This is a genomic window from Sediminibacterium sp. GW821-FHT12F12 (assembly GCF_058806635.1).
Window position 1 is genome coordinate 1 of sequence record NZ_JBXAPW010000021.1, and the last position, 22,812, is coordinate 22,812.

Genomic DNA, 22,812 nt, shown 5'->3' on the forward strand with positions numbered 1-22,812 from the left:
TTTATCCAGACTGTAACTGGCAATACCACAGTTATCCGTTGATCCGTTATTGATCTGGGATGGGGTGATAGAAGCAGTACCGTTAGCATCCAAAGCAATCACAATGTTATTGGTGAGTACAATCGGTGCAATCTGGTCTACTACGGTTACTACTGCGGTAGCTGAGTTAACGTTACCGTTTACATCGGTTACCGTTAAAACAACTGTGTTAATACCTACGTTACTGCAGTTGAACACGGTTTTATCCAGACTGTAACTGGAAATACCACAGTTATCCGTTGATCCGTTATTGATCTGAGCCGTGGTAACAGAAGCATTGCCGTTAGCATCCAAGGCAATCACAATGTTATTGGTGAGTACAATCGGAGCGATCTGGTCTACTACGGTTACAATGGCTGTATTACTGTTACTGTTGCCGTTTACATCCGTTACCGTTAGGCTTACTGTGTTCTGGCCTACGTTACTGCAATTGAACGTTGTTTTGTCCAGAGTGTAGCTGGCGATAGTACAGTTATCCGTTGATCCGTTATTGATCTGGGATGGGGTGATAGAAGCAGTACCGTTAGCATCCAGCTGGATCGTAATATTATTTGTGATCACCGTTGGTGCGATCTGGTCTACAATAGTCACAATAGCGATAGCGCTGGAGACATTACCATTTACATCCGTAACCGTTAAGGTAACGTTGTTAGCACCGATATTGGCACAGGTAAAGTTACTTTGCGATACGCTCATAGACAGGATACCACAGGCATCTGCACTACCATTGTTAATATCAGCTGTCGTAATCGAAGCTGTGCCAGCTGCATTTAATGACACGCTGATATCCTGCACTACCACAATAGCCGGTATTGTATCCTGTACGGTAACGGTGGCTTGTTTAACAGACGGGTTGCCATGGATATCAGTAACTGTTAAAGTAACTGTATTGGCTCCTACATCAGCGCAGTTGAACGTGGTTTTATCCAGACTGTAACTGGCAATACCGCAATTATCCGTTGATCCGTTATTGATCTGGGATGGGGTGATAGAAGCAGTACCGTTAGCATCCAGCTGGATCGTGATATTGTTTGTGGTCACTACCGGTGCTTCGTTATCTGCTACTGTTACCAGCTGTGTATGGCTCGCTGTTAATCCATTCACATCCGTTGCCGTCCACTGGATGGCTGTTACCCCAACCGGGTAAACATCCGTTAGTAATAAACCGTCTGTTCTTACACCTATCACACTGGCAATACCACAGTTATCCGTAGCAACTGGTGCTGTTATACTGATCTGCGCGCCACATACACCTGCATTATTGTTCGCCGCTATATTAGCCGGTGTAATGATCACCGGTGTTTCTGTATCCGTTACCGTGATAGTGAAGGTACATACCGAGCTGCCTACCGCATTGGTAGCTGTAGCTGTAATAATATGGGTACCCACTGTAAAGAAGCTGCCTGAGGTTACTGCGCTTCCATTTTCTGTATATACAATCGTAGAAGCAGGGATTGCTGTGGTCTCTGTAGCTGCAAAGTTTACATTCGTTCCGCACTGGCCCGCTGTTGAGGTAACTGCTATATCAGCAGGACATACAATCACAGGTGGTAAACCGGTTACCGTTACGGTGAAGGAACAGGTAGCCGTTAAACCAGCCCCATCTGTAGCCGTATAGGTGATGGTAGTAGTGCCGATCGGGAACACAGAACCACTGGCCGGACCTCCGGTTCTTACCGTGGTTACGCCTGTACAATTATCCGTGCCAACAGGTGCTGTATAATTTACAACCGCTCCTGACGCACTGGTGGCATATACGTCTATATTAGCCGGACAAACCATTACAGGTGGTTGATTATCGATCACCGTAACGCTCTGTGTTGCCGTCTGGTTATTACCATTTACATCCGTCACCGTCCAGGTAACCGTAGTAGTACCGATCGGGAAGATTGCCGGTGCATTGTTGGTTACGCTAGCCACACCACAATTATCTGCTGTTACCGGTGTGCCCAGATTAACCGTAGCACCACAGGTACCAGGTGCATTGTTTACCGTTCTGGCTACTGGTGCCGTAATGGTTGGGCGCTGGTTATCTGTTACAGTTATATCAAAACTATAGGTACTGCTGTTGCCTGAAGCATCGGTGGCTGTGAAAGTATTCGTAGTGGTTCCTACAGGGAACAAAGACCCGCTGGCCAGACCTGCTGTCTGGGTAATCGTTACCGGCCCGTTACAGGCATCGGTTGCTGTAATACCACCAGTACCATTGCCGCCTCCTGACAGCTCAAATACTACTGTAATATTTTGTGAAGGACCATTACAGGTGGCCGTATTAACACCACCCCAGTTCGGATTCCCATACCCACTCTGAAGATCAATACATGGACGAACCACATAGCCATTCTGGTCACAACTACACACATAACCATTGGTTGCCGATAAAGCTCCCGGACCACCGCAGTTACCTACTGCCCAGTTTCTTCCATTCGTAGTCCATGTTCCATTGGTGCCGTTTTTAAGTGCCGCTGCAATCTGTGCAATAATAGCCGGATCGGTTACAGAAACTCCCGTCTGGTCGTATGTTCCTTTAATGGTCAGTTTGCTATATGTATTACCCGCCACTAACTGATTGATAAAACTTGTCCATGCATTACAATAAGTGCTATTGGTGGGCCCTTGTACAAAATCCTGCGAGAACACAATTGCATTATCCGGTGCATATTTTACTACCGCACCACAAAGGTTGGCATCGGTATTCACCTGCTTGTTGGCAGGACCGGTAATTACCGGTGCAGTTACATCACGTTTGGTTAACGTCATGCTGCAGTTACTGCTGTTACCGGCAGCATCCGTTACTGTAAAGTTTATAGTCATATTACCAGAACCGCTGATGACTGTACCTGCTGCAGGACTCTGGGTAATCACCAATGAACCGGGATTACTGCAATTATCCGTTGCTGTTAACAGGCTCCTGTAATCCGGTAAAGTAGCACTGCAGCTGGCAGACATATTAATGGTCTGGTTAGGAGCGCAAACAATTACAGGTGGTGTGGCATCTCTTACCGTAACTGTGAAGCTACAGGTAGAAGTATTGCCACAGGCATCTGTAGCGGTATAGGTTACCGTAGTAACACCTACCGGGAACGTAGCACCAGACTGGTAGTTACTGGTCAATGAAGGTGTTCCGCAATTATCGGTAGCCGTTGGGGCAGACCAGGTTACAATAGCACTGCAATTATTGCCGGTGCTATTCACTGTAATATTGGAAACACAATTGGTAAATACCGGCGCTTTGGTATCCTGAATAGTGATATTCTGTATGGCTGAAGTAGTATTGCCGGATGCGTCTGTAGCTGTCCAGGTACGCTTCAATATACCAGTACCGTTACAACCCGTCAGGCCGCTGTTATCATCTGTATAAGTGATTACAGGATTATTATCACAACCGTCCGTAGCCTGGGCACCACCCATAGATGTACCAGATCCGAATACCACATCTTTTACACTCGCTTCACTATTATAAGCCCGGAAAGTTACATAACTCAGGTTCTGCCATTGGGCCGTATTAGGCAGGGTAAACACACCTGTGGTGGTAGTGGTTACCGTAGCTCCTGACGAAGCCGTTAAAACAAACATTCCTTGTGTTACATTGATACTCTTCAACGTAAAGTTACCTGCAGTGGCTGTCCATCTGGCTGAATAACCATTGTGCAGGTAATAACCGCTGATATTATGATAATGATCTGAGATCATGGTGGTGGTTAAACCGTTTTCGGTATATACCGCATAACAACAGCCAAGCGCATTGTAGGTAACAATATTGGTCGGACCCGTAGGTACCCTGCTGGCATCACATTCCAGTACCGCATCGGCCGGAATCGTTAATACAGGTGCTGTTACATCGGTTTTGGTTACCGTCATTGCGCAGTTGCTGCTATTACCAGTTGCATCGGTTACCGTAAAAGTGACAGTAAAATTACCGCCTCCGTTTACAACTGTACCCGCTGCAGGACTTTGGGTAATCACCAGTGCATTGGTTGCGGTACAGTTATCACTAACCGTTAACAGACTCCTGTAATCAGGAACCGTAGTACTGCAGTTGGCAGTGATAGGTAATGTCTGGGCTGGTGCACATACAATCACAGGTGCCTGGGTATCGGTTACCGTTACTGTAAAGCTGCTGGTAGTAACATTACCACAGGCATCTGTAGCCGTTACTGTTACCACATGTGAACCCACCGTAAAGGTTGAACCTGAAGCTATACTATAAGAAATATTGGCAGTACCACAATTATCTGTAGCGCTGGCCGTATAATTTACCACAGCACTGCACTGGCCATTGGCCGCAGGTACCGTAATATTTGAAATATGGGTGATAACAGGTGCCTCGGTATCAACCACAGTGATCACTTGCGAAGCAGTAGTGAGATTGCCTGAAGCATCCATGGTTGACCAGGTCCTGGTCAGTATATAATTATTAGTACAATTGCCTTCTGTTCTTACTTCTGTAAATACAGGAGCAGAGGTACTGCAATTGTCTGAAGCTGTTACATTGGCTACTGCAGGTACTGCATTACACTGTACCGTTACATTGGCAGGAACACCCGTTAATACAGGATATATATTGTCTACTACTGTAATGGTAAAAGTACATGCAGAAGAACCTACTGCATTGATGGCAGTAGCTGTAATGAGATGAGAGCCTGCTGTAAAGAAGCTGCCGGAACTTACCGGCTGACCATTTTCGGTATATACGATCGTAGAAACAGGTATGGCAGTGGTTTCTGTAGCAGCAAACGTAACCGTTGCACCACATTGACCAGCTGTTGTATTTACTACAATATCCGTTGGACAGGTAATGACCGGAGCCAAACCACTTACCGTAACCGTGAAAGAACAATTTGCAGTTAATCCTGCACCATCGGTAACGGTATGTGTAACCGTTGTGGTACCAATCGGGAAGGTTGCGCCACTGGCCAAACCTGCTGTTCTTACCGTTGTTGCTCCGGAACAATTATCTGTTCCAACAGGTGCAACATAATTCACTACAGCACCGGCGGCGCTGGTGGCTACTACAGTGATATCTGCAGCGCAACTGATAGATGGCGCCTCTGTATCCGTTACTGTAACTGTGAAACTGGTACTGGCCGAACCACAACTGTTGGTGGCAGTAACCGTTACCTGCGTTTCACCGGTATTAAATGCCGAACCACTTCCATTGCCCGCACCGCTTCCTGTGGTGGCGCCACTGAATGTATAACTAAGGGCAGGTGAAGTAGCACCTGTTATCGTTGTAGTATAATTTACAATTGCCGAACAAATTCCTGCTGTTGCATTGGCAGTAAGATTACCGGGTCCGGAAACGGACAATGTTGGGTTTACAGTAATGGTATATACTCTTGATGTGCCACAGCTAATCGATTGACCAGCCGCATTTGACACAACAATGATTGTAGCTGTTACCGGATCGTTGCCTGTATTAATGGCCGTAACCGATGGAATGGTGTTACCATTTCCATTAGCGAGGCCGATAGCTGCACCACCAAACCAGGAGAAAATAGTACCCGCAACAGGGCTTGTTAATGTAACAGCATTGGTAGCCGATCCATTGCAAACTACCTGGTTACTGATGACATTGAATACAGGAATCGGATTTACACGGATCGTGAAACTGATCGGTGTACCGGTACAACCGTTGTAAGACGGTGTTACGGTAATTGTAGCTGTAACGGGAGCATTTCCGGGGTTTTGACCGAGGAAAGAAGCAATATCGCCTGTACCAGCCGCAGCCAGTCCGATAGATGGATGATCATTTGTCCAGTTAAAAACCGTACCGGGAACAGATCCGCTGAAACTAATGGCTGTGGTAGCTGTTCCGTTATGGCACAGTTCCTGGCTGGCTACTGCATTCACCGAAGGCAATACATTCACTGTTACTGTAGTAGTTGAAACACCACCACAGGCATTGGTATAGGTAATCGTAGTGGTGCCGGCAGTAACTGCTGTAACCACGCCCAAAGGGCTAATACTTGCTACAGATGGGTTACTGCTTGTCCAGACTCCCCCTGTATTGCTGTTAGCGAGGGCACTTGTGGCACCTACGCAAATAGTGGTGTTTCCGGTAATAGGTGCAACAGCTGCTGTAAATGGTGTTGCTGTTCCTGATACTGATCCGGCGATCCAGTTTGAGCTGGCACCGTTCAGGGTAAAACCTACCAGTGTACCATTATTACCATTGCCGCTGGCATCGGTTAATGTAGTTACACCGGCATTGTTCGCATTCACAAAACCCTGGTTAAAGTTATAGAGAGCAACCAATCCGTTCTGCGGTCCGTTCAGTTCCGCATTCATATTGTTCAGGATCTCTTCCCTGCACAAAGCACGGTTCCAGAAACGCACTTCATCCATACCTACGGAAGAACTACCCCCACCTGTTGGGTGTTTACCCAGGTAGAGCGTTCCTCCTGTAAAGGCTGGTGCATTGGTATTGGTAGCTTTCAGTACCCCGTTCACATACAGTTTTAATGTAGTGGTTGGTTTATCATAGGTTACTGCCACATGTGTCCATGTGCTTACCGGGAATGGATCCGGATCAACTACACCACCGCTATTACCCTGCGTCACATTCAGATAACCGCCAGGGATATAAACCGGATCGTTAAACGTTGAGAAAATATTATTATTCGGGAAACCTGGATTGCCATTATACACCCACCCCTCTCTGGTATAAGAGGCATTGCTTGCGAGAGGCGCACCCAGATCTACATAATCATTGGTACCACCAAAATCAAGTGCTTTTGCAGCAGCGTTTACCACCACATTGGTAGTAGCTGTAGCAGAACAACCCGCTACAGCTGTTGTTCCGGTAACTGTATATGTACCGGCATTGATGGCTGAAGCATTGGAAATAGTAACGGAAGGTGTTGCTACATTGGCACTAAAACCATTTGGACCAGACCAGCTATAATTTGTTCCGCCAGAAGCTGTAAGCGTAATCGTGCTTCCCGCATTTACCGGTCCATTGTTAGAAGCGGTAACCACTGGTGCCGTATAGGCTGCACAGGTTCCGGTAACCTGGGCGGCCACAAAATTGGAAGTAGTACCGATTCTGGCAAAACCTACCAATGTACCGGTATTGCCGTTGGCACTGGCATCTGTTACCGTGGTAATGGAGGTATTATCTGCATTTACATTACCCTGGTTAAACTTATAATAAGCCGCCAATCCGTTCTGTGAAGTTGGATTCGGCAGTTCGCAATTTTTATTGGTATTGATCTCACAGGCAGTAAGTGCACGGTTCCAGATCCGGAGCTCATCCATGCTGCCGTTGAAAGTGTTGCATAAACAGTTTATCGGATTCTGTCGCCCGATATTTAATGGTCCACTATCCTGCGTAAATGCCACTGCCGCTGTTCCTGATGCCACCCCATTGATATAAAAAGTCATCACACCGTTGGCCAAGGTAACTGCCACGTGGGTCCAAACGTTTTCGGGCACCGTACCGGTAGAGTGTACCCACTGTCCGGTATTTCTATTGTAGAAATCAATTTTATTAGCCGCAAAACCGGGGTTATTGCAGTTCAACTGCAGTAAATAATCATAATCCCCTTTATCAACAATGGTTGAGTTAGTACCGGTATATTTTACCCATGCTTCAATGGTAAAGCTGGCTCCCAGATTCAGGGATGCACTATGCGGAACAGTAATATAGTTGCCGCTGGTTGGCGTTGATTTTACAAAATTCAAAGCCCCGGCCGGGGTTAATAAATTGGTAATAGTAACATAACCATTACCTGTATTGAGTCCGGAAGAAACATAAGTGGTGCCTGCACCTAACAGGTTTCCTCCGCCACCACCTGCACCTACACGCGTATTTCCGCCTCCGCCACCGGAGTATCCGCCGCCGCCGCCAGCATTGGCTTCATAATTAGAATGAACCCCTGCACCGGCACCCCCTCCAAAACCTCCGGGAATAGTAGTTGCAAATCCGCCATACCAATCCCTGTTATCTCCGCCCGACATTCCGGAAGAAGAATATACGCTTCCCGGAAAGCCGCCATAGTATTGTTGTACACCCGCTCCCAAAAATCCACCGCCACCAGATCCGCCATAGCCACCGGGATTTGTTCCCCCACCGCCATTCACACCACCAATACCCACTTGTGCCCAGCTATTTGAAAAACCGGTTCCGTTGGCACCACTGGTAACATTATACGCAGAAGCATCTACACCAGGCTGAACAGATACAAAACTACCACTGCCCTGTGCTGCACCACCACCACCACCTGAAATCAGGATAGGTGAATTGTTACTGCCATTCACCACAAAACTTCCACCACCACCACCACCGGCATAACCGGGTGTATTGAAACTGGCTCTTCCACCTTCCTGTCCTACCAGAATATCAAGAACGGTTCCTGCTGTTAATGAATAATTGACTGTAATCAGTCTTCCTTTTCCACCCGCAGCTCCCGGTGTATAACCACCGGATGCTCCTGCAGCTGTGATCGCATAGATACCGGTTGATGGAACCACCCAACGCTGGATACCTGTTCCCACTACTGTTACCTGACCAGCAAGCGTTGAAGCATTATAAGCAGCAGTTACCTGCGCCTGTGATGGACCATTGATACCGGAAGCCCCCGCACTGGTAAAGCTATACGTCTGGCTTAAAGAGCTGATGACGGGTAACAGCAGTAACAGCATACCAAGAAACTTGTACACAGGTCTGAAGGATTTTTGACAATTCATAAAAGCAGATTGAATGGCTGTAAAAATGTATGTATAGGAACGTATGTATGGATTACTGCGGCATCAGGGTTTGATACTGTATAATGCAGGGCTCGCGAGAATAGCGGTTTTCCGCTCCTCTGTAAATAGTAAGAGATCCGAGTTCCGGATCTCAAAAAAGACAGTTTTGATACCGGTAGTTGCTGGTGTAAGTAAGGTTTGACCAATCGCAGTTAAATTGGTCTGATTCCATTGGTCCAATGCCGAATAAAACTGGTTGGCATCCAGCGTGGAATCGCCGGTATTGGCCTTCAACGGAAAATCGCAGGGGATGGTAACATATGTAGTATCGTTGCGAAGTGTTACTACACCGTAGCGGCATTGGGCCTGTGACTCACTGAGACTGATACAGCTGAGAACAGACATAGATAGGGATAGCAAAATCTGTTGAGTAGAGATTTTTTTCATAAACGCAGGTTTTGGTAGGTATGCATAAACAGGATACCACAGACAGCATACTATGCCTGCAGCATGGTTAATAGGACAACCGGATGGATAGGTGGATTTTTTAAGCAGGTGAATCTATCTGTATTTTACAGAATAGAGAAACCAAGTCGTTCAAATACGGTTTAGCGTAGATTAAGACGCCGTTAAAATAGACAGAGGTAGAACAATGTGGAAGCCGAATGGTATGAAATGCAAAAGAAAAGGTATCAAATGCAAAATCAGCTGCTCATTTTACTGCGCAGGTTACTATTGGGAAACTGAAGAGTGAAAGTGGTTCCTGAACCGGAAGTATATTGATATTGCCCGCGAAGCTGGCGGGTGAGCTCTTTAATGATACGAAAACCCAATGAGCCGGATTGCACTGTATCAAAACCAGCCGGCAATCCCACACCGTTATCATGTACGATGATCGTATACCCTTTTTCGATATCATCCGACACCTGGATAGACAATATACCGGGTTGCCCATTGGCAAAAGCATATTTGAGCGCATTCGTAATCACTTCATTCAGGATCAGCCCCACCGGAACCGCAGATTCTATATCAAGGTACAATTCCCGGGGCCGGGTAGCACAAACCAATTCTACATCGGTAGCCGCATACACTGTTTTCAGATCGGCAAAAAGCGAACTGATATATTCTTCCAGCGGAATAGCCGCAATCGTTTCAAAGCCATACAGCTTCTGGTGTATCAGCGAAATGGCTTTTACCCGCTTATGGCTATCGCGGAGCGCATCAATCGCCTCCGGATCGGTTAAGGAATAAGCCTGCAGGTTCAGCAGACTCGAGATTACCTGCAGGTTGTTTTTTACCCGGTGATTAATCTCCCTGATCAGGGTATCTTTTTCGGCCGATTGCTGCTCAATGATTTTTTTCTGCATTTCCAGTTGCCGGTTTTTCCTTGTTTTAGCCCGGTTGGCCATTACCAGCACTACCCCCAGCACCAGCAATAAAAAGGCAATAATAATGGCAGCAATGGTCCTGTTCTGCAAACCGAGATTAGATAGTTTCAGCGCCTCATTCTCTTTTGCTTTCTTTTCAGCTTCATATTTCACTTCCAGCTCTTTCTGGATCAGCTTTACCCTGTTTTCCGCCTCAGCAATGGTTTTTTCCCTGGTTTCATTAAATAAACTATCATTAAACAGCTTGTATAATTCATAATATTTTAAAGCTAGCTCAGGATGACCCGTTTTCTTTGCTACGGATGAGAGTACTTCATAACTGTCGCGCTGATACCGCTTACTCTTATAAGCTGTAGAAAGCGCGAGTAAACGCCTGGCATATACATTGGCTTTACCGGCTTCATTTGTTTTTTCATATAATTTGGAAAGCGCCCCCAGGGGTATCAATACATTGTCTTTGGTGCCCAGACTATCCAGTATATGTAAACTTTTCAGTAAATACCCTTCCGCCTCCCTGTATTTACTGATACCCAGGTACATTTCACCAATATCCGTTGTAACCGTGGCATATACATAGGCCCTGTCTGCCTTGCGGTTAATATAGTTAATAGCCTGTTCTGCCGCTTTTTCCGCTTCTCTTTTATTACCAGACAGCATATTGTCTTTGGCGATATTAGACCAGATCATCCCCACATACTGCCAGTTTTGTATCCTGTTTTCTATTTCCAATGCTCGTTTGTAGTAGGGTAAGCTTACCGAAATGGGTCTGCCGGCGTCAGAATACGCTTCTCCGATACAATTAGAGAGAAAAGCGATCATTTCATCCACCTGGTATCGCTCTGCTACCTGCAGGCCCTCCAGAAAATACTGTATCATCCGGTCAAAATCGCCCTTATCCTGGTACATACCGGCAATCAAACCGGTTACATGCGCAAGGGTATATCCGTCATTCGCCAGTTTCGCCTGCTCCATAGAGAGCTTATACATAGCCAGACATTCCTCGATCTTCTGCTCCAGTACATGCAGAAACCCTTTTATCTTATAAGCCTGGGCAAGCGAGCGGTGGTCTTTCCCCCGCGAAGCTATCCGGATCATTTCATCGGCCAGTTTCTCCGCTTCTTTACGGTCTGCAAACCTAAGTTCCCAGCCCAGTATACCATACAGGCGACTTTTAGCCGTGTCCGTTTTCGCCAGGGCGATGGACCGCTTCAACGCAGGAATATCTACAGGCTGGTATTGTGCCTTTACGGTAGCCAGGGGATAAAAAAACAAGACAGCCAACAGGACAAAACAAACACCTGCGCGGATAGGTAGCCGATATCCGCCGCTGAATGAACCCGATACAGGGTGTATAAAAACAGATGCTATCCGCATGTCAGGATATCAAATATCGGGAAATAGGACTGCTACCTAAATAATAGGTACCAAATGCAAAAAAACAGGTACGTGATGTGTAGAAACAGGCAAAAACTACACTACCCGGTTGATTTTGGCCAAAAAAGCATCTTTGAAATTACGGCTAAGGGGAAGTTCTTTCCCGTTAATCAACAGATCTGTATGCGAAAAGGAATCTACTTTCTGCATATTCACCACATAGGATTTATGGATCTGCAGAAAATTTTCACTGCGGATCGTATCCAGAAAATCACGGAAACTGGTTCGTACAATGAACTTGCCTTTTTCAGACACAATGAACATATAATTATGCTCCGATTCTAACCAGAGTATCTCCTGCACTTTCACTCTTACAAAATTCTTATCGGTTTTTACAAACACACTGTCTTCTACCAGTAACCCACTCTCCGGGTTGCGGGTAGTGGCGGCAAAATTTACCAGGGCCACTTCTATAGCAGTATACAGGTCTTCTGCATCAAAAGGTTTTACAAGATAACCACTGGGATGGGTGGCTGCCGCATGACTGACCGTAAGTTTATCTGTATGTGAAGTGATAAAAATAAAGGGAGTCTTGTATTTCTCTGATAACTGCTGCGCCAGTTCTATGCCGGTTCTGGTTCCGCTGAGGTTGATATCTACGAGTACCAGATCGGGTTTTTCGGTATCAAGTATATTTACTGCATCGGTATATCCCATGGCAGTGGGCAGTACCCGGTAGCCCATCCGGGTTAACATATCTACCATATCCATTGCCACCAGCGACTCATCTTCTACAATCAGTATTTTACAACCCTCCATGCAATTTGGGAGCAATAACCACTCCAGGCTTTAATAAACAGTTTGTTTTACTTCGGCTATATTAGAACTTATTTCCCGAAGAAATTAGATGTGCAGCTGTCAATTACCGGATTTTTAATTGTTTATTAAGGTGGCGCGAGACTTTTTACTCAGAGGGTAACACCCAGTATTTTAGCAAATCGCATGAGTTCTGCTGTTTCTTCCGCATTAAGCGTTTCATTGTTGTCGTATTTGGCCCGGAGAAACAATACTCTTTTATGTTGCGGATATTTAGCGAGTATGGCAGCAATATATTTTCCGGCGCTTTCATCTTTCTGGTAGATAGGAGTTGCCACTACCGGTTCCACCGGTTTATAGCGGGTGGGCATTTTCAGGATGATCGCTTCCAGGGTTCCCAGCCAGCTGTCGGGAATCTCTTTTACCTTCTGTGCTTTTGATAGTAAACCCTGCAACTGTTTTTTACTCAGGCTGCCCCTTTCTTCGTATTGATGCATCAGGCTCATCACAAACAAAGCGTCCGGATTATGCGCATAAAGCGCATCCAGCACTTTTGCAATGATATCGATTCCTGGTTTGGGTTTGTACATACCTGCTGCAATATAAGCCACCCATCCACTGTTTGATGTGTCGGGCTTTCAAAGATATGGTTTCATTGTGCGTAAAAGAGAAGGGCATACAGCAAACAGCCATATGCCCTTTCAGAAACAGGGCCAACCTTATCCGCTGTTACCGGTAGCAGAGCCTTCTATATTACCAGATCGTTTTTACCGCTACAAAACTGCCATTGGCATCAAATGCCACACAGTAACGGGTATTATTGGCATCGATCACAGCTATATATCCTTTAATGGTTCCGGATACAGATACGCTGAAAGCTTTATCCAACACATAATTAGGATAAGTAGTGGTCAGATAGCTAAGTGCTGCCGATGGCAAACCAGCATCTGCAATAGTTACTTTTTCACCGGGGGCCGGCAAACTAATACGGCTCACAAACACGCCGGTGCTGCTGAACAGTGTAGCATATACACCGCCATTCTTAGACAATACCAGGTAACCCGCATCTGTTTTCTGAAATGCTTTTACCAGTGTATCAGTTGCATAGTTTGTTGCAAAATACGTAGTAATGGTAGCAGGCAGGGCCGATAAAGCAATAGTGTCTTTATGTGGCAGACCACGTTTTTCAAAACGACCACCTTTGTGCCAGCCTGCACCCTGTACATCCCCTTTCTCGCGCTGCTCCAGCACTTTTACAAATAGGCCATCTGCGGTAAACTGCAGTGCTACGGGTTTGCTGTTATAATTAATGATCACTACATAACCCTTTACGGTGCCCAGTGTATCTTTTACCACAAAAGCTTTGGTAAAACTATACCCGCTGTAATTGGTAGTAAGATATGATGACACAGTAGCAGGCAGTGTACTGGCAGCTACCGAATCGCGGTGCTGGCCTTTATCGCAGGTATGCACTACATACACAGAATCAGTAGTGGTTCCACCAGTGGTAGTGGTGCCGCCATTGGTGGCTACGGCAATGGTAGAAGAAGTGGACGTTGTGGCAATCACCGCATTCTGGTCTGCCCGGTTACCCGAAATTTCTTTTTGGCAGGAACTAACACCGGCCATCAGTAATACAGTTGCTGCGAGATAGGTATAAGTTGTTTTCACTTGTTTTTTCATGTTGGTTATTTTTTGATCAGTTGTCTGTTAGGTTGTTTTATATGTCTGTTGTTTTATTTCAAAGGCCGGCTACCCACCGATTTTTAAGCGGCAGAACATCAGGTATAATTTATCAGAGCTTATCACCCTTCCCGCAGGAAGTGTGTTGGAGAGGGGTATCAACAACCAGCCATTTCTTTGTACAGCAGGCAGAAGGATCCATTTGTTTTGGTCATTCCCCGCTACCGACTGGCCGGTAGGATAGTAAGTAACAGTAACCTGCCATACGTCGTCGGTTCTTTCTGGAGGAACAGTCATAACCGGTGTGACTTGCTTTTCCCATACCGCAGACAGATCGGGCAGATAATCCGACTGACTAAGGATGAGAAGCAATTGTATGAAACCGGCCAATGAATACATAATACAGTTGATGATGGAGAAAGAAGTTCCTGCTGATAATTGTATCAGGCAGCAAATCCCCAATAGTTTTTAATGATGGATGGATTTTGCGAGCCCTGTTACAGGCAGATCAATTATCAGCGGCAGGTGATGTATGAGCAATAAACGGCTGCCGCTCAAAGACTGTAAACAAACCGGCACCGGTAAGGGCAGGTAAACACGCGATATACAATTCATAACAATGGTTTTGTCTGTAATACGATTGTGTAGAATTGTAAATAGGCGCTGTTTTAGTGTTAGGTTTTTTAAGCTGTTACCAAATGTTAGATGCGAAAAGAATGGCCCATGTTATCAAGAAAATGTTAAAGCCTGTTTTTAATTGTAACGAGGGGCAACAGCAGCTTTTGCCATCATATCCACCAATACAAAACCCCGTTACCACTGCTTTCACAGGGTTACGGGGCTTGCTTTATGTTTACTTACAAAGTGGTTCGGAAGAACCCACTCGTTTTTACTAATCAATCAGGGTTTCCACAAACGCTCCAGCACTTTCATAAAATAACCACCCACCACACTTCTTGCCTGAAAACCTACCTGTTTGCCATTTGTGGTTTCATGCCAGTCAGAAAGGGGTACACGGGACGGGGTTTCGTTGGCATATTTATACAGGGGATCAATGAACGCTTCAAAATCTTTCTGCGTTGCGGTCAGGGTGGCTGTCCAGATGATCCAGTCAGACTTGGTATAGGTTTTCCGGCTATCCAGCGGTAAGCCAAACAGTTCCTGTTTGGTGAGATAATACGCCACTTCTTTCTGATACACCAATGAAGGAAACAGCTCTAACCCCAACAGTTTATCCCACACCAGGTTGTATTTCTGGCTCCAGCTATTCTTGTTATCAAACGTAAGTGCATAATGATCTCCGGCATCTGCCATCTCCATCCAGCGCAATGCCATGCTTTTGGCCATGCTACGATAAGTGACAGCGATCTCTTTTTTACCGAGCCTATCTGCCAGCATCGCATAGCCGCCCAAACCCACGATCGCTTTTACAGAAAGGTTGGCGTTCCTGGCCAGGTGACCCGCAAAATCATCCGTACATAACTGGTTGGCTGGATCAAACCCTTCTCTGGAAAGATAGTCTGCCCAGGTAGTTAAAGTAGCCCAATGTTTTGCTGCATAATCGGCATTGCCTTCTGCTTTGGCAATGGCAGCTGTCAGTAGCAGCATATTACCACACTCTTCTACGGGCATATCTTCTCCATAGGTTTGTCCGTTAGCCAGGGGATAGGTACCCAGATCATGTGCTGCAAAAGGTTTTTTCCATTTACCGCTTTCACTGTAATAAAAAATACCATTCAGCATGCCTTTCAACAGGTCCGGATTGTAAGCAAGAAAAAGCGGTGCTGAAGGATAGGTAACATCTACCGTATTAATAGAACCATTGCTGAAATTTTCTTTCGACAGAAACAGGATCTCTCCTTGTGGACTCTGTACCAGTTTATGCGCCGCAATGGCCTGGCGGTAGCCCAGTACACACAATTTTGCATAGGCTTCGCCTCCGGCGCGTAAAGCATCCTTGTAGATCCTGTTATTCACCGAATCGCATTGTTGCATAATGCTGTGGTAACCATCTCTTGCTTTATAAAACAGGTCTCCGATATTGGTGGTGCCGGATTTATTCCACCAGGGTTTCAGGTTGGTGTTAAAATACTGCACCGACTGCAGATCATCATACCCGATCATCAGGTAAGTTTCTTTTGGCTGCGTACCGGTTTTTCCCAGATTCACCACTGTATTCAACACCAGTTGTTTACCTGTGCTGGTAGCAGTAGATCCCTTTCCTGAAAAAGACTGCAGGTACTCACCTGCGGCAGAAATATTTTGTGTCGTTCCAACCCCATCAGGTACCGCCACATACAGACGACCCCAATCTATCCGCAGGTTATCACCCTTTTTCTGCAGCACAGGTTGTTCTTTGGTTCCTGCCCGCAGCATTTGAATCCCTTTCAGATCATTTTTTTCGGCCACTACCGTTTGCCAGGAATCGTTTACGGCCAGGTTGGTAGAAACACCGAGATAATATTGCACATCATGCGTTTTACCATCGTTGGCTTTTACAGAAAAACTGATATAGGAGATCGGGCGCGAGAGCAGGTCCAGATCGTGTAATAGCAAAGGAGAAGTGAAGCTGAGCGAGAGATCAATTCCGCCGCAGGCAAAGGCATACCGGGTTTGCGTTGCTTTCAGTTCCACCGAACGTTGTACGGCCGTAAATACCGGTGGCTGGTTTTGCCGTAGCGGTTCATTCACCAGGCCTGCATCTAAGTAAGCACCACCAGCTGTATTGGCTACATGTATGGCCAGCACATTCTCGCCCTTCACCAGTTTGGCTTTCACCGCATCAGTGAGCGGAAACAATTCCGACCGGCTGTTCCAGCCTTTGCGCGAAAAAGCGGGTTCTCCGTTAATATACACTTCCACATTATCATCATGCTGCATTTTCAGGTAGAGCTGATGAATGTTCAGATCCTTCAACATAAACACTCTCCGCATCCAGAGATCATTACTGTTCCAGAGGGTTTTAGCCTGTCTGCGGTTTTTAGAGAAGGGCGCTTCACCCGTTTTCCAGGAAGCATCATCAAAACCTTTGTTCATCCAGTTGGCAGCAGGTGCGGTTTCGGTGTAACGGCAGGTATATGCCTGTTCCTCCGCCAACGGAAGTAGGGTTTCATATACTTTCTCTTCGGTACCGAGAAAACGATATAGTTGCCCATCTACTTTTACAACACCCTGTAAAGACTGTTCAACACCTGTCCAGTGTTTGGTGGGCGAAGCGGTCAGCGCATCGGTAGTGGACCAGATACTGAAATAAGGATCATGGGTAATCAACGGATAAGCGGGGGCCTTGGTAACCTGCGCGCTGGTACCCAAACATACCAACAGCAGTAAGCAGAAGGAAGCAATTCTCATACACCTGTTTTAAGTGAAAACAAGTTACGATATGCGGCCGAACTTTATAACCCCATCGCTTCTCGTTTCTCCAGCCATCTGGCCGTAGCAGTTTTAATGGCTTCGCCAATCTTTTGCTGGTTAAGAGGATCGCGCAGAAAATCATAACTGGCTCCATTGTCGCCGATCTCAAGCAGTACGCGGATGGGTGCTGTGTTCACGTGTTCATCCAGACTGTAAAAAGATAATTTGCCGGTGCTGGCACAACGGTAATCATTACGTCCCGTAGTACTATCCAGCAAAACACCGCGGTTTTCCAACGTAGTAGCGGCAGAGATAGCGGCAATCAGTTCTGCGGCCAGTTCGCGGTTGGCGGCTTCCTGCGCATCGCCATAATGGATATAACCCCATACCGCATGCCGCCGGGTGCCACCATTATTATGGATGGCAATGAATACATCGGGTTTGCGTTTATTAGACTGCTGTAATTCCCAGGCATAACCAGACAATTTCCCATCCACAATAGCAGAAGTATGCGCAATCATGGTATTGCTGCCGCTGTCTGCATTGTGCAGGTTTTTTCTGCCAAGGCTCCATACTTTGTATTCTTTGAAAAAAGGTTGGGTGGCCATGGCCGCATCGGCAATAGCATTACATACTGCCGCTTCGCTGAAGTTTTTACCTGTATTGGTCTGGTGCGAAGGCTGCCATACGATCACTGTTTTCTTTCGCGGCGGAATTGATGCAATACAAAGCAGCAACAGGAAAAGCGGTAATAATTGTTTCATGGGGAGGAAATTTGCGTGTACAAAATACAACTCCTGCCAAAGATAACCGAAGAATCTGTTTCCGTTAGTGATATAAAAATCCCCATGCTTTTCTCCGCGAAAACTCCCTGCTCTCTGCGGCTCTGCGGTTGGTGTAAGCTCTATCCAACCGCAGAGAAGAAGAGAAGCGGAGTTTTCGCAGAGATTACTGTAACAGCCCGCCCGCCCAACGGAGTTGGTAACTGGCGGTGAGGTATTTGATGCGCACAGCGGTTTGTTTCTGCAGCATTTCCAATAGTTTGGTTTCCCTGGCATTAACCAGAAACAGGCTACTCTCACCCTGCGAAAATTTCAGTTCTTCGTTGCGGAGTAACTGGCGGTAGTTTTCCTGCAGGCGGTTACCGATCTGCCATTGCTGCAATAACTGGGTACTCTCGTTCTGGTAATAACGGATCTTATTTTCCAGCTGCCAGCGTTTACCCATTAATTCCAGTTGAGACTCTTTCAGCTTTATCTGTGCTTTTTTATATTCTCCTCTTCCCTGCCGTAAAAAAAGCGGCAACTGTACACCCAGGCCCCATTTGTAATTATTCTGCAGGTACGCTGCATCCCAGCTTTTTACAAAACTGTAGTCTTTACTCAGCACGTTCGCTTTCAGACTCACATACGGTAACAGTCCCTGAAACTTGAGTTTTTTCTCCGTTTCCATACTGTTCACTTTAAATTGAGCCGACCGCAGTAACGGATGTTGTTCCAGTAAACTATTGATATTTTCTTCCAGCACCGGTATCTCTTCCTGCGCCAGAAAACGGGTAGTATCTGGTAAAAAATGCGCTGGCAGATTATACGGTGTGGTATCGTTCTGCCATAAAAAATACGAGAGGGAGATAGCGGCATTGTTCAGTTTCTGTAAAGCTTCGGTTTGCTGCAGACGGTATAACTGCAGTTGTGTATAAGACTCTACAGTATCCATTACCGACCTGTCTCCGTTTACAAAAGCATTGCGCACCAGGTTTTGTCTTCTTTCGGCGTTCTGCACAAAACCGGTATAAACCTGGTACAATTGGTAAGCACCGGCCCATTGCCAGTAATCCGTATACGCATCAAGCAACAGATTATTGAGTACATTTTTCCGATCCTGTTCGCTCTGGTTGATCAGAATTTTTGCCTGTTGCAAAGCGGCCCTTCGTTTATCAATGAGTAAACCATTTCCCAGCGGCAGTTCCACACCGAGGTAACTGGATCTGCCACGGGTGGTTTCGTTAGCGAGCAGATCGCCCCCATTGTTTTCCGTTCCTGCACGCAGCGTAACAGCGGCTGCAGTAGGCAACTGTATTTCGGGGTTGGTATAATAATAGTAATTCTTGCCGTCAAAGGTTTTGCGGCTGGCTTCCATCTCCAGTGCCGGATCAAATCCACCGCGCGCCGATTGTAACTCAGCAGCGGCTCTGTTCACCAATAAAGCCGCCTGTTTGGCTACGGGGTGATTATTGCGCACCAATTCCATCACTGCCTCGGGGGTAAGCACCGCTTTTTTTTCCTGGGCAGAGAGGCTTATTCCCGTTAGCAGGCATAATAGCACACACAGGAATTTATTTGCTTGCATTGGCTTCTTTGTTTTTTGCATCCGGTTGATAATACTCCGGCGGGAAACCGTTGATGTTCCGCCATAATTCATAATAGATCCGCACATCTTTCAGCAGGGCAATCCCATTGGCACCACCACCCATGCGTAATTGTTTGGGCCAGGGTTTCTCGCTGCTGTCTTCGGTAACCAGTACCCTGAATTTTCCATTTTTACTTACTTCGGTTTCTACCGCTGCTACTTTGCCACCAAAAGTTCCATAACTGCTCTGTGGCCAGCCACTGAACACAATAGCCGGGAAACCATCAAATACAAAGCGCACTTTCTGTCCAATGGTCACCAACGGCAGATCCATTGGTTCCACATACATTTCTACCGCATACTGTACCTGGTCGGGTACTATCTGCACAATCATTTCTCCTTCTTTCACCATTTCGCCGATACCGGCTTTTTTGGCCTGTATCACCTGGCCCCGTTGCGGTGCCCGTATGTAATAGAGCTGGTTTCTGGCATCGTAATTGGCATAGAGATTCTGTAGCTTAGACAGCTCGGCTTCTGTACCTGCAGCATTAGAGAGTGAAGCAAATTTTTCTCCTTCTGCTTTGGAGATCTTATCGCGGTAGTCCTGCTCCACACTGTTTTTTTCGATCAGCAGGTTCATCAGTTCCTGTTTTGACTGCAGAAATTTATTCTGGGCACTGATCCGTTTTGCCTGTCCATTTTGAAAATTTACTTTCCTTTTTTCAAATTCGGTGAGTGAGATGGAACCGCTGTCAAGCATCAGTTTGGCCGCATCTATCTGTCGTTTGTATACGGCCAGTTCATTGTTTACCGCTATCAGATCCGTACTATCGCTGATGATCTTCAATTGTTGCTGGCTCAATTTATTATCGATAGAACTGAGTTTCAAGGTTTTGCCTTCTATCAAAGCCCTTACCTGCGATTCTGCAGTTAGCGCTTTGTTACGATAGTTTTCTGCACTATTCTGTTTGGCATTGATCTGCTCCTGTGTACGGTTCAGCAATTGCGGATCCAGGTATTCGATCTTTACTTCTCCCAGCTGCAGCAGGGTATCGCCTTCTTTTACATAATCTCCCTCTTTTACATACCATTTAATTACCCGGCCGGCAATAATGGTATTCAGCTCCTGCGGTCTTTGTTCCTGACGTAAAGTAGTAACCGATCCTTTGGCACGGATATTCTGTGTCCAGGGCAACCAGAGCACCACCAATACCAGTAATAAAATACCCCATAACCATTTTTTTACCTGGCTGGTTCTTTGCACATGGTACACTTTGGCAAAAGAAGCCAGACGACCCTCGGCCGCCTGCTCCTCCACATTTATTTTATAGTAACGATCCATTTGTAAACTTTAGCTGGTCACCTGTCCGTTTTGTATGTTCAATACTGTATCATATGCCGATAACTGTTCTTCCCTCTCGGCAATAATGAGTACAGTGCATTGTTTCTCTTTTTTCAGGTATTCCATCACTGCCTGCTTCTGTGCAGCACTCAGGTGCAGAAAGGGTTCTTCCAGCAGCAGCAAACGACTCTTACCTAACAAAGCCCGTGTAAGCAGGATATGCTGCCTGATGCCCTGTGGTAACCGTTTACCGAGCGGATCCAGCATGGTATCAAAGCCCTGTTTATTCGACCGGATAAAATCGGCCAACCCTGTTTTTTCTGCCAGGTGCAATATTTCCGATGCAGCAATCGTGGTATCCCCCATCGTAATATTATCGATCAGCGGACCTCTGAAAATATCCTGCTGGTTCAGCAATACACCCGTTTGTGAGCGAAGCGAATCCAACTGGTAATTACCGATCGGCAAACCATCAATCAATACATTGCCTTCAAAATGCTGGTAAGCACCCGTTAACAAACGCAACAGACTCGACTTACCCGAACCGGAAGCACCGCTAACCAATACTACCTGTCCGGCAGATATATAAAAACTGGCATTAGTCAATACCTTTTCGGAACCTGGGTAACCAAAACTTACTTCTTCAAAACCAATACTGACCCCCCTTGCTGAAGCAGGTAATAACAGGTGTCCTTCTTTTTCGGTATCCGCTTCTGTAATAATGCTCATCTTTTCAATAGACGTAAAACTGTCATAGATCTTATCCAGGTTACCGATCAGTTTTTCTACTGAAGCGATGATGGAAAGGATCACGATATCGGCCGCAATGAACTGACCTATATTGATCTGTTGATCTACCAGCAAAGTGGCACCCACCACCAGCATGGCCGCAGTGATCAGGGTTTTGAAGCCGATAAAACTCCATGCCTGCACCAGCAGCAATTTAAAATAGCGGGTTCTGGCTTCGAGATAACCGGCTGTCAGCTCATCCGTATTTTGCACGGGGATGGTACTGTTGCGGGCATACTTGAAAGATTTGATCATACGGGCCATTTCCTCCAGCCAGGCCGCTACCCGGTACTTATAATCACTGGCTTCGAGTGAGGCACTGAAACCCGGTTGCGAAGTAAAGCGCAGGATCAGAATAATGATCACCAGCAGCACAGCACCAAAACCGATAAATACGGGGTGGTAAAAAGACAGGAGCAAAAGGCCCAGTAAAATCTGGATGATCGCCGTTGGAATATCGAGTAAAATTTTTTCGATCCCTTTTTGGAGAGAAGGAATCTCAAAAAAACGGTTCATCAGCTCGGGTAAATGATAGTTATCGAGCTTTTCTACATTCAGCCGGGGAAGTTTTGCCGCAAACTCCAGCGAGTAACGCAGAAAGATCTTCTGTTTTAGTTTTTCGATCAGTTGCAGCTGGCGAACCTGCAGCAACCCATTTAGAAAAGTACCCACTACTACCAGTACAATCAACACTACAATAGAAGTAGACAACGAACCCGCCATCACAAAACTGATAATGGTCTGGATACCGAGTGGCAGCGAGAGTTGCACCAGTCCGGCAAGGATGGCGAATATATAAATCGCACTGATATCCTTCCTGTCCAGGTGCAGCATGGACAGGAAGGAACGGAATACTTCACCGGCAGTTCGGTATCGGGAGGAGGCCATAATCAAGTTGTTTTCTTTGCACGGCATTTCGGGAAGAAATGAACCGTAGAACGCAATAACAGTCCGTTTGAAAAAATGTTTGTTAAAATGGCGCTTTAT

Annotated in this window: 13 protein-coding genes; all 13 read right to left on the reverse strand. The window is 46.2% G+C overall.

Annotated features, from left to right (window positions below; all coding sequences use genetic code 11):
• Positions 1 to 8,730 (reverse strand): HYR domain-containing protein (locus AC1RNB_RS18145; RefSeq protein ID WP_493085114.1); only part of this gene is annotated, 8,730 nt, incomplete at its 3' end.
• A 63-nt stretch (positions 8,731 to 8,793) separates the two neighbouring features.
• The gene (locus AC1RNB_RS18150) at positions 8,794 to 9,177 is read right to left on the reverse strand and encodes a hypothetical protein (protein ID WP_493085115.1); all 384 of its coding nucleotides are present in this window, start codon (positions 9,175 to 9,177) and stop codon (positions 8,794 to 8,796) included.
• 257 nt (positions 9,178 to 9,434) lie between these two features.
• On the reverse strand, positions 9,435 to 11,492 hold the full coding sequence (locus AC1RNB_RS18155; protein ID WP_493085117.1) for a histidine kinase dimerization/phosphoacceptor domain -containing protein: 2,058 nt from the start codon (positions 11,490 to 11,492) through the stop codon (positions 9,435 to 9,437).
• 96 nt (positions 11,493 to 11,588) lie between these two features.
• Positions 11,589 to 12,311, reverse strand: a complete 723-nt coding sequence (locus AC1RNB_RS18160) for a LytR/AlgR family response regulator transcription factor (RefSeq protein ID WP_493085119.1) — start codon at positions 12,309 to 12,311, stop codon at positions 11,589 to 11,591.
• Positions 12,312 to 12,460: 149 nt separating this feature from the next.
• Positions 12,461 to 12,919, reverse strand: coding sequence for a hypothetical protein (locus AC1RNB_RS18165; protein WP_493085121.1), 459 nt, complete (start codon positions 12,917 to 12,919; stop codon positions 12,461 to 12,463).
• 142 nt (positions 12,920 to 13,061) lie between these two features.
• Positions 13,062 to 13,991 (reverse strand): PepSY-like domain-containing protein, encoded by a 930-nt coding sequence (locus tag AC1RNB_RS18170; RefSeq protein ID WP_493085123.1) that lies wholly within the window; start codon positions 13,989 to 13,991, stop codon positions 13,062 to 13,064.
• Positions 13,992 to 14,060: 69 nt separating this feature from the next.
• Entirely contained in the window at positions 14,061 to 14,390 is a 330-nt protein-coding gene (locus AC1RNB_RS18175; protein WP_493085125.1) for a hypothetical protein, read from the reverse strand.
• 69 nt (positions 14,391 to 14,459) lie between these two features.
• A complete protein-coding gene (locus AC1RNB_RS18180; protein ID WP_493085127.1) occupies positions 14,460 to 14,606 on the reverse strand; it encodes a hypothetical protein in 147 nt (48 codons plus the stop codon).
• A 285-nt stretch (positions 14,607 to 14,891) separates the two neighbouring features.
• Positions 14,892 to 17,342 (reverse strand): glutaminase family protein, encoded by a 2,451-nt coding sequence (locus AC1RNB_RS18185; RefSeq protein WP_493085128.1) that lies wholly within the window; start codon positions 17,340 to 17,342, stop codon positions 14,892 to 14,894.
• Positions 17,343 to 17,386: 44 nt separating this feature from the next.
• The gene (locus tag AC1RNB_RS18190; RefSeq protein ID WP_493085130.1) at positions 17,387 to 18,109 is read right to left on the reverse strand and encodes an N-acetylmuramoyl-L-alanine amidase; all 723 of its coding nucleotides are present in this window, start codon (positions 18,107 to 18,109) and stop codon (positions 17,387 to 17,389) included.
• Between the two features lie 184 nt (positions 18,110 to 18,293).
• Positions 18,294 to 19,694 (reverse strand): TolC family protein, encoded by a 1,401-nt coding sequence (locus tag AC1RNB_RS18195; RefSeq protein WP_493085132.1) that lies wholly within the window; start codon positions 19,692 to 19,694, stop codon positions 18,294 to 18,296.
• Positions 19,681 to 21,036, reverse strand: coding sequence for an HlyD family secretion protein (locus AC1RNB_RS18200; RefSeq protein WP_493085134.1), 1,356 nt, complete (start codon positions 21,034 to 21,036; stop codon positions 19,681 to 19,683). Before AC1RNB_RS18200 ends, AC1RNB_RS18195 begins: the two co-directional genes overlap by 14 nt.
• A 9-nt stretch (positions 21,037 to 21,045) precedes the next feature.
• Positions 21,046 to 22,713, reverse strand: coding sequence for an ATP-binding cassette domain-containing protein (locus AC1RNB_RS18205; protein WP_493085135.1), 1,668 nt, complete (start codon positions 22,711 to 22,713; stop codon positions 21,046 to 21,048).
• Positions 22,714 to 22,812 lie beyond the last annotated feature (99 nt).

Bases quoted from the DNA above. Each gene is read 5' to 3' on its own strand.
- AC1RNB_RS18150 (WP_493085115.1), bottom strand. From the start codon at position 9,177: ATGAAAAAAATCTCTACTCAACAGATTTTGCTATCCCTATCTATGTCT.
- AC1RNB_RS18155 (WP_493085117.1), bottom strand. From the start codon at position 11,492: ATGCGGATAGCATCTGTTTTTATACACCCTGTATCGGGTTCATTCAGC.
- AC1RNB_RS18160 (WP_493085119.1), bottom strand. From the start codon at position 12,311: ATGGAGGGTTGTAAAATACTGATTGTAGAAGATGAGTCGCTGGTGGCA.
- AC1RNB_RS18170 (WP_493085123.1), bottom strand. From the start codon at position 13,991: ATGAAAAAACAAGTGAAAACAACTTATACCTATCTCGCAGCAACTGTA.
- AC1RNB_RS18175 (WP_493085125.1), bottom strand. From the start codon at position 14,390: ATGTATTCATTGGCCGGTTTCATACAATTGCTTCTCATCCTTAGTCAG.
- AC1RNB_RS18180 (WP_493085127.1), bottom strand. From the start codon at position 14,606: ATGAATTGTATATCGCGTGTTTACCTGCCCTTACCGGTGCCGGTTTGT.
- AC1RNB_RS18185 (WP_493085128.1), bottom strand. From the start codon at position 17,342: ATGAGAATTGCTTCCTTCTGCTTACTGCTGTTGGTATGTTTGGGTACC.
- AC1RNB_RS18190 (WP_493085130.1), bottom strand. From the start codon at position 18,109: ATGAAACAATTATTACCGCTTTTCCTGTTGCTGCTTTGTATTGCATCA.
- AC1RNB_RS18195 (WP_493085132.1), bottom strand. From the start codon at position 19,694: ATGCAAGCAAATAAATTCCTGTGTGTGCTATTATGCCTGCTAACGGGA.
- AC1RNB_RS18200 (WP_493085134.1), bottom strand. From the start codon at position 21,036: ATGGATCGTTACTATAAAATAAATGTGGAGGAGCAGGCGGCCGAGGGT.
- AC1RNB_RS18205 (WP_493085135.1), bottom strand. From the start codon at position 22,713: ATGGCCTCCTCCCGATACCGAACTGCCGGTGAAGTATTCCGTTCCTTC.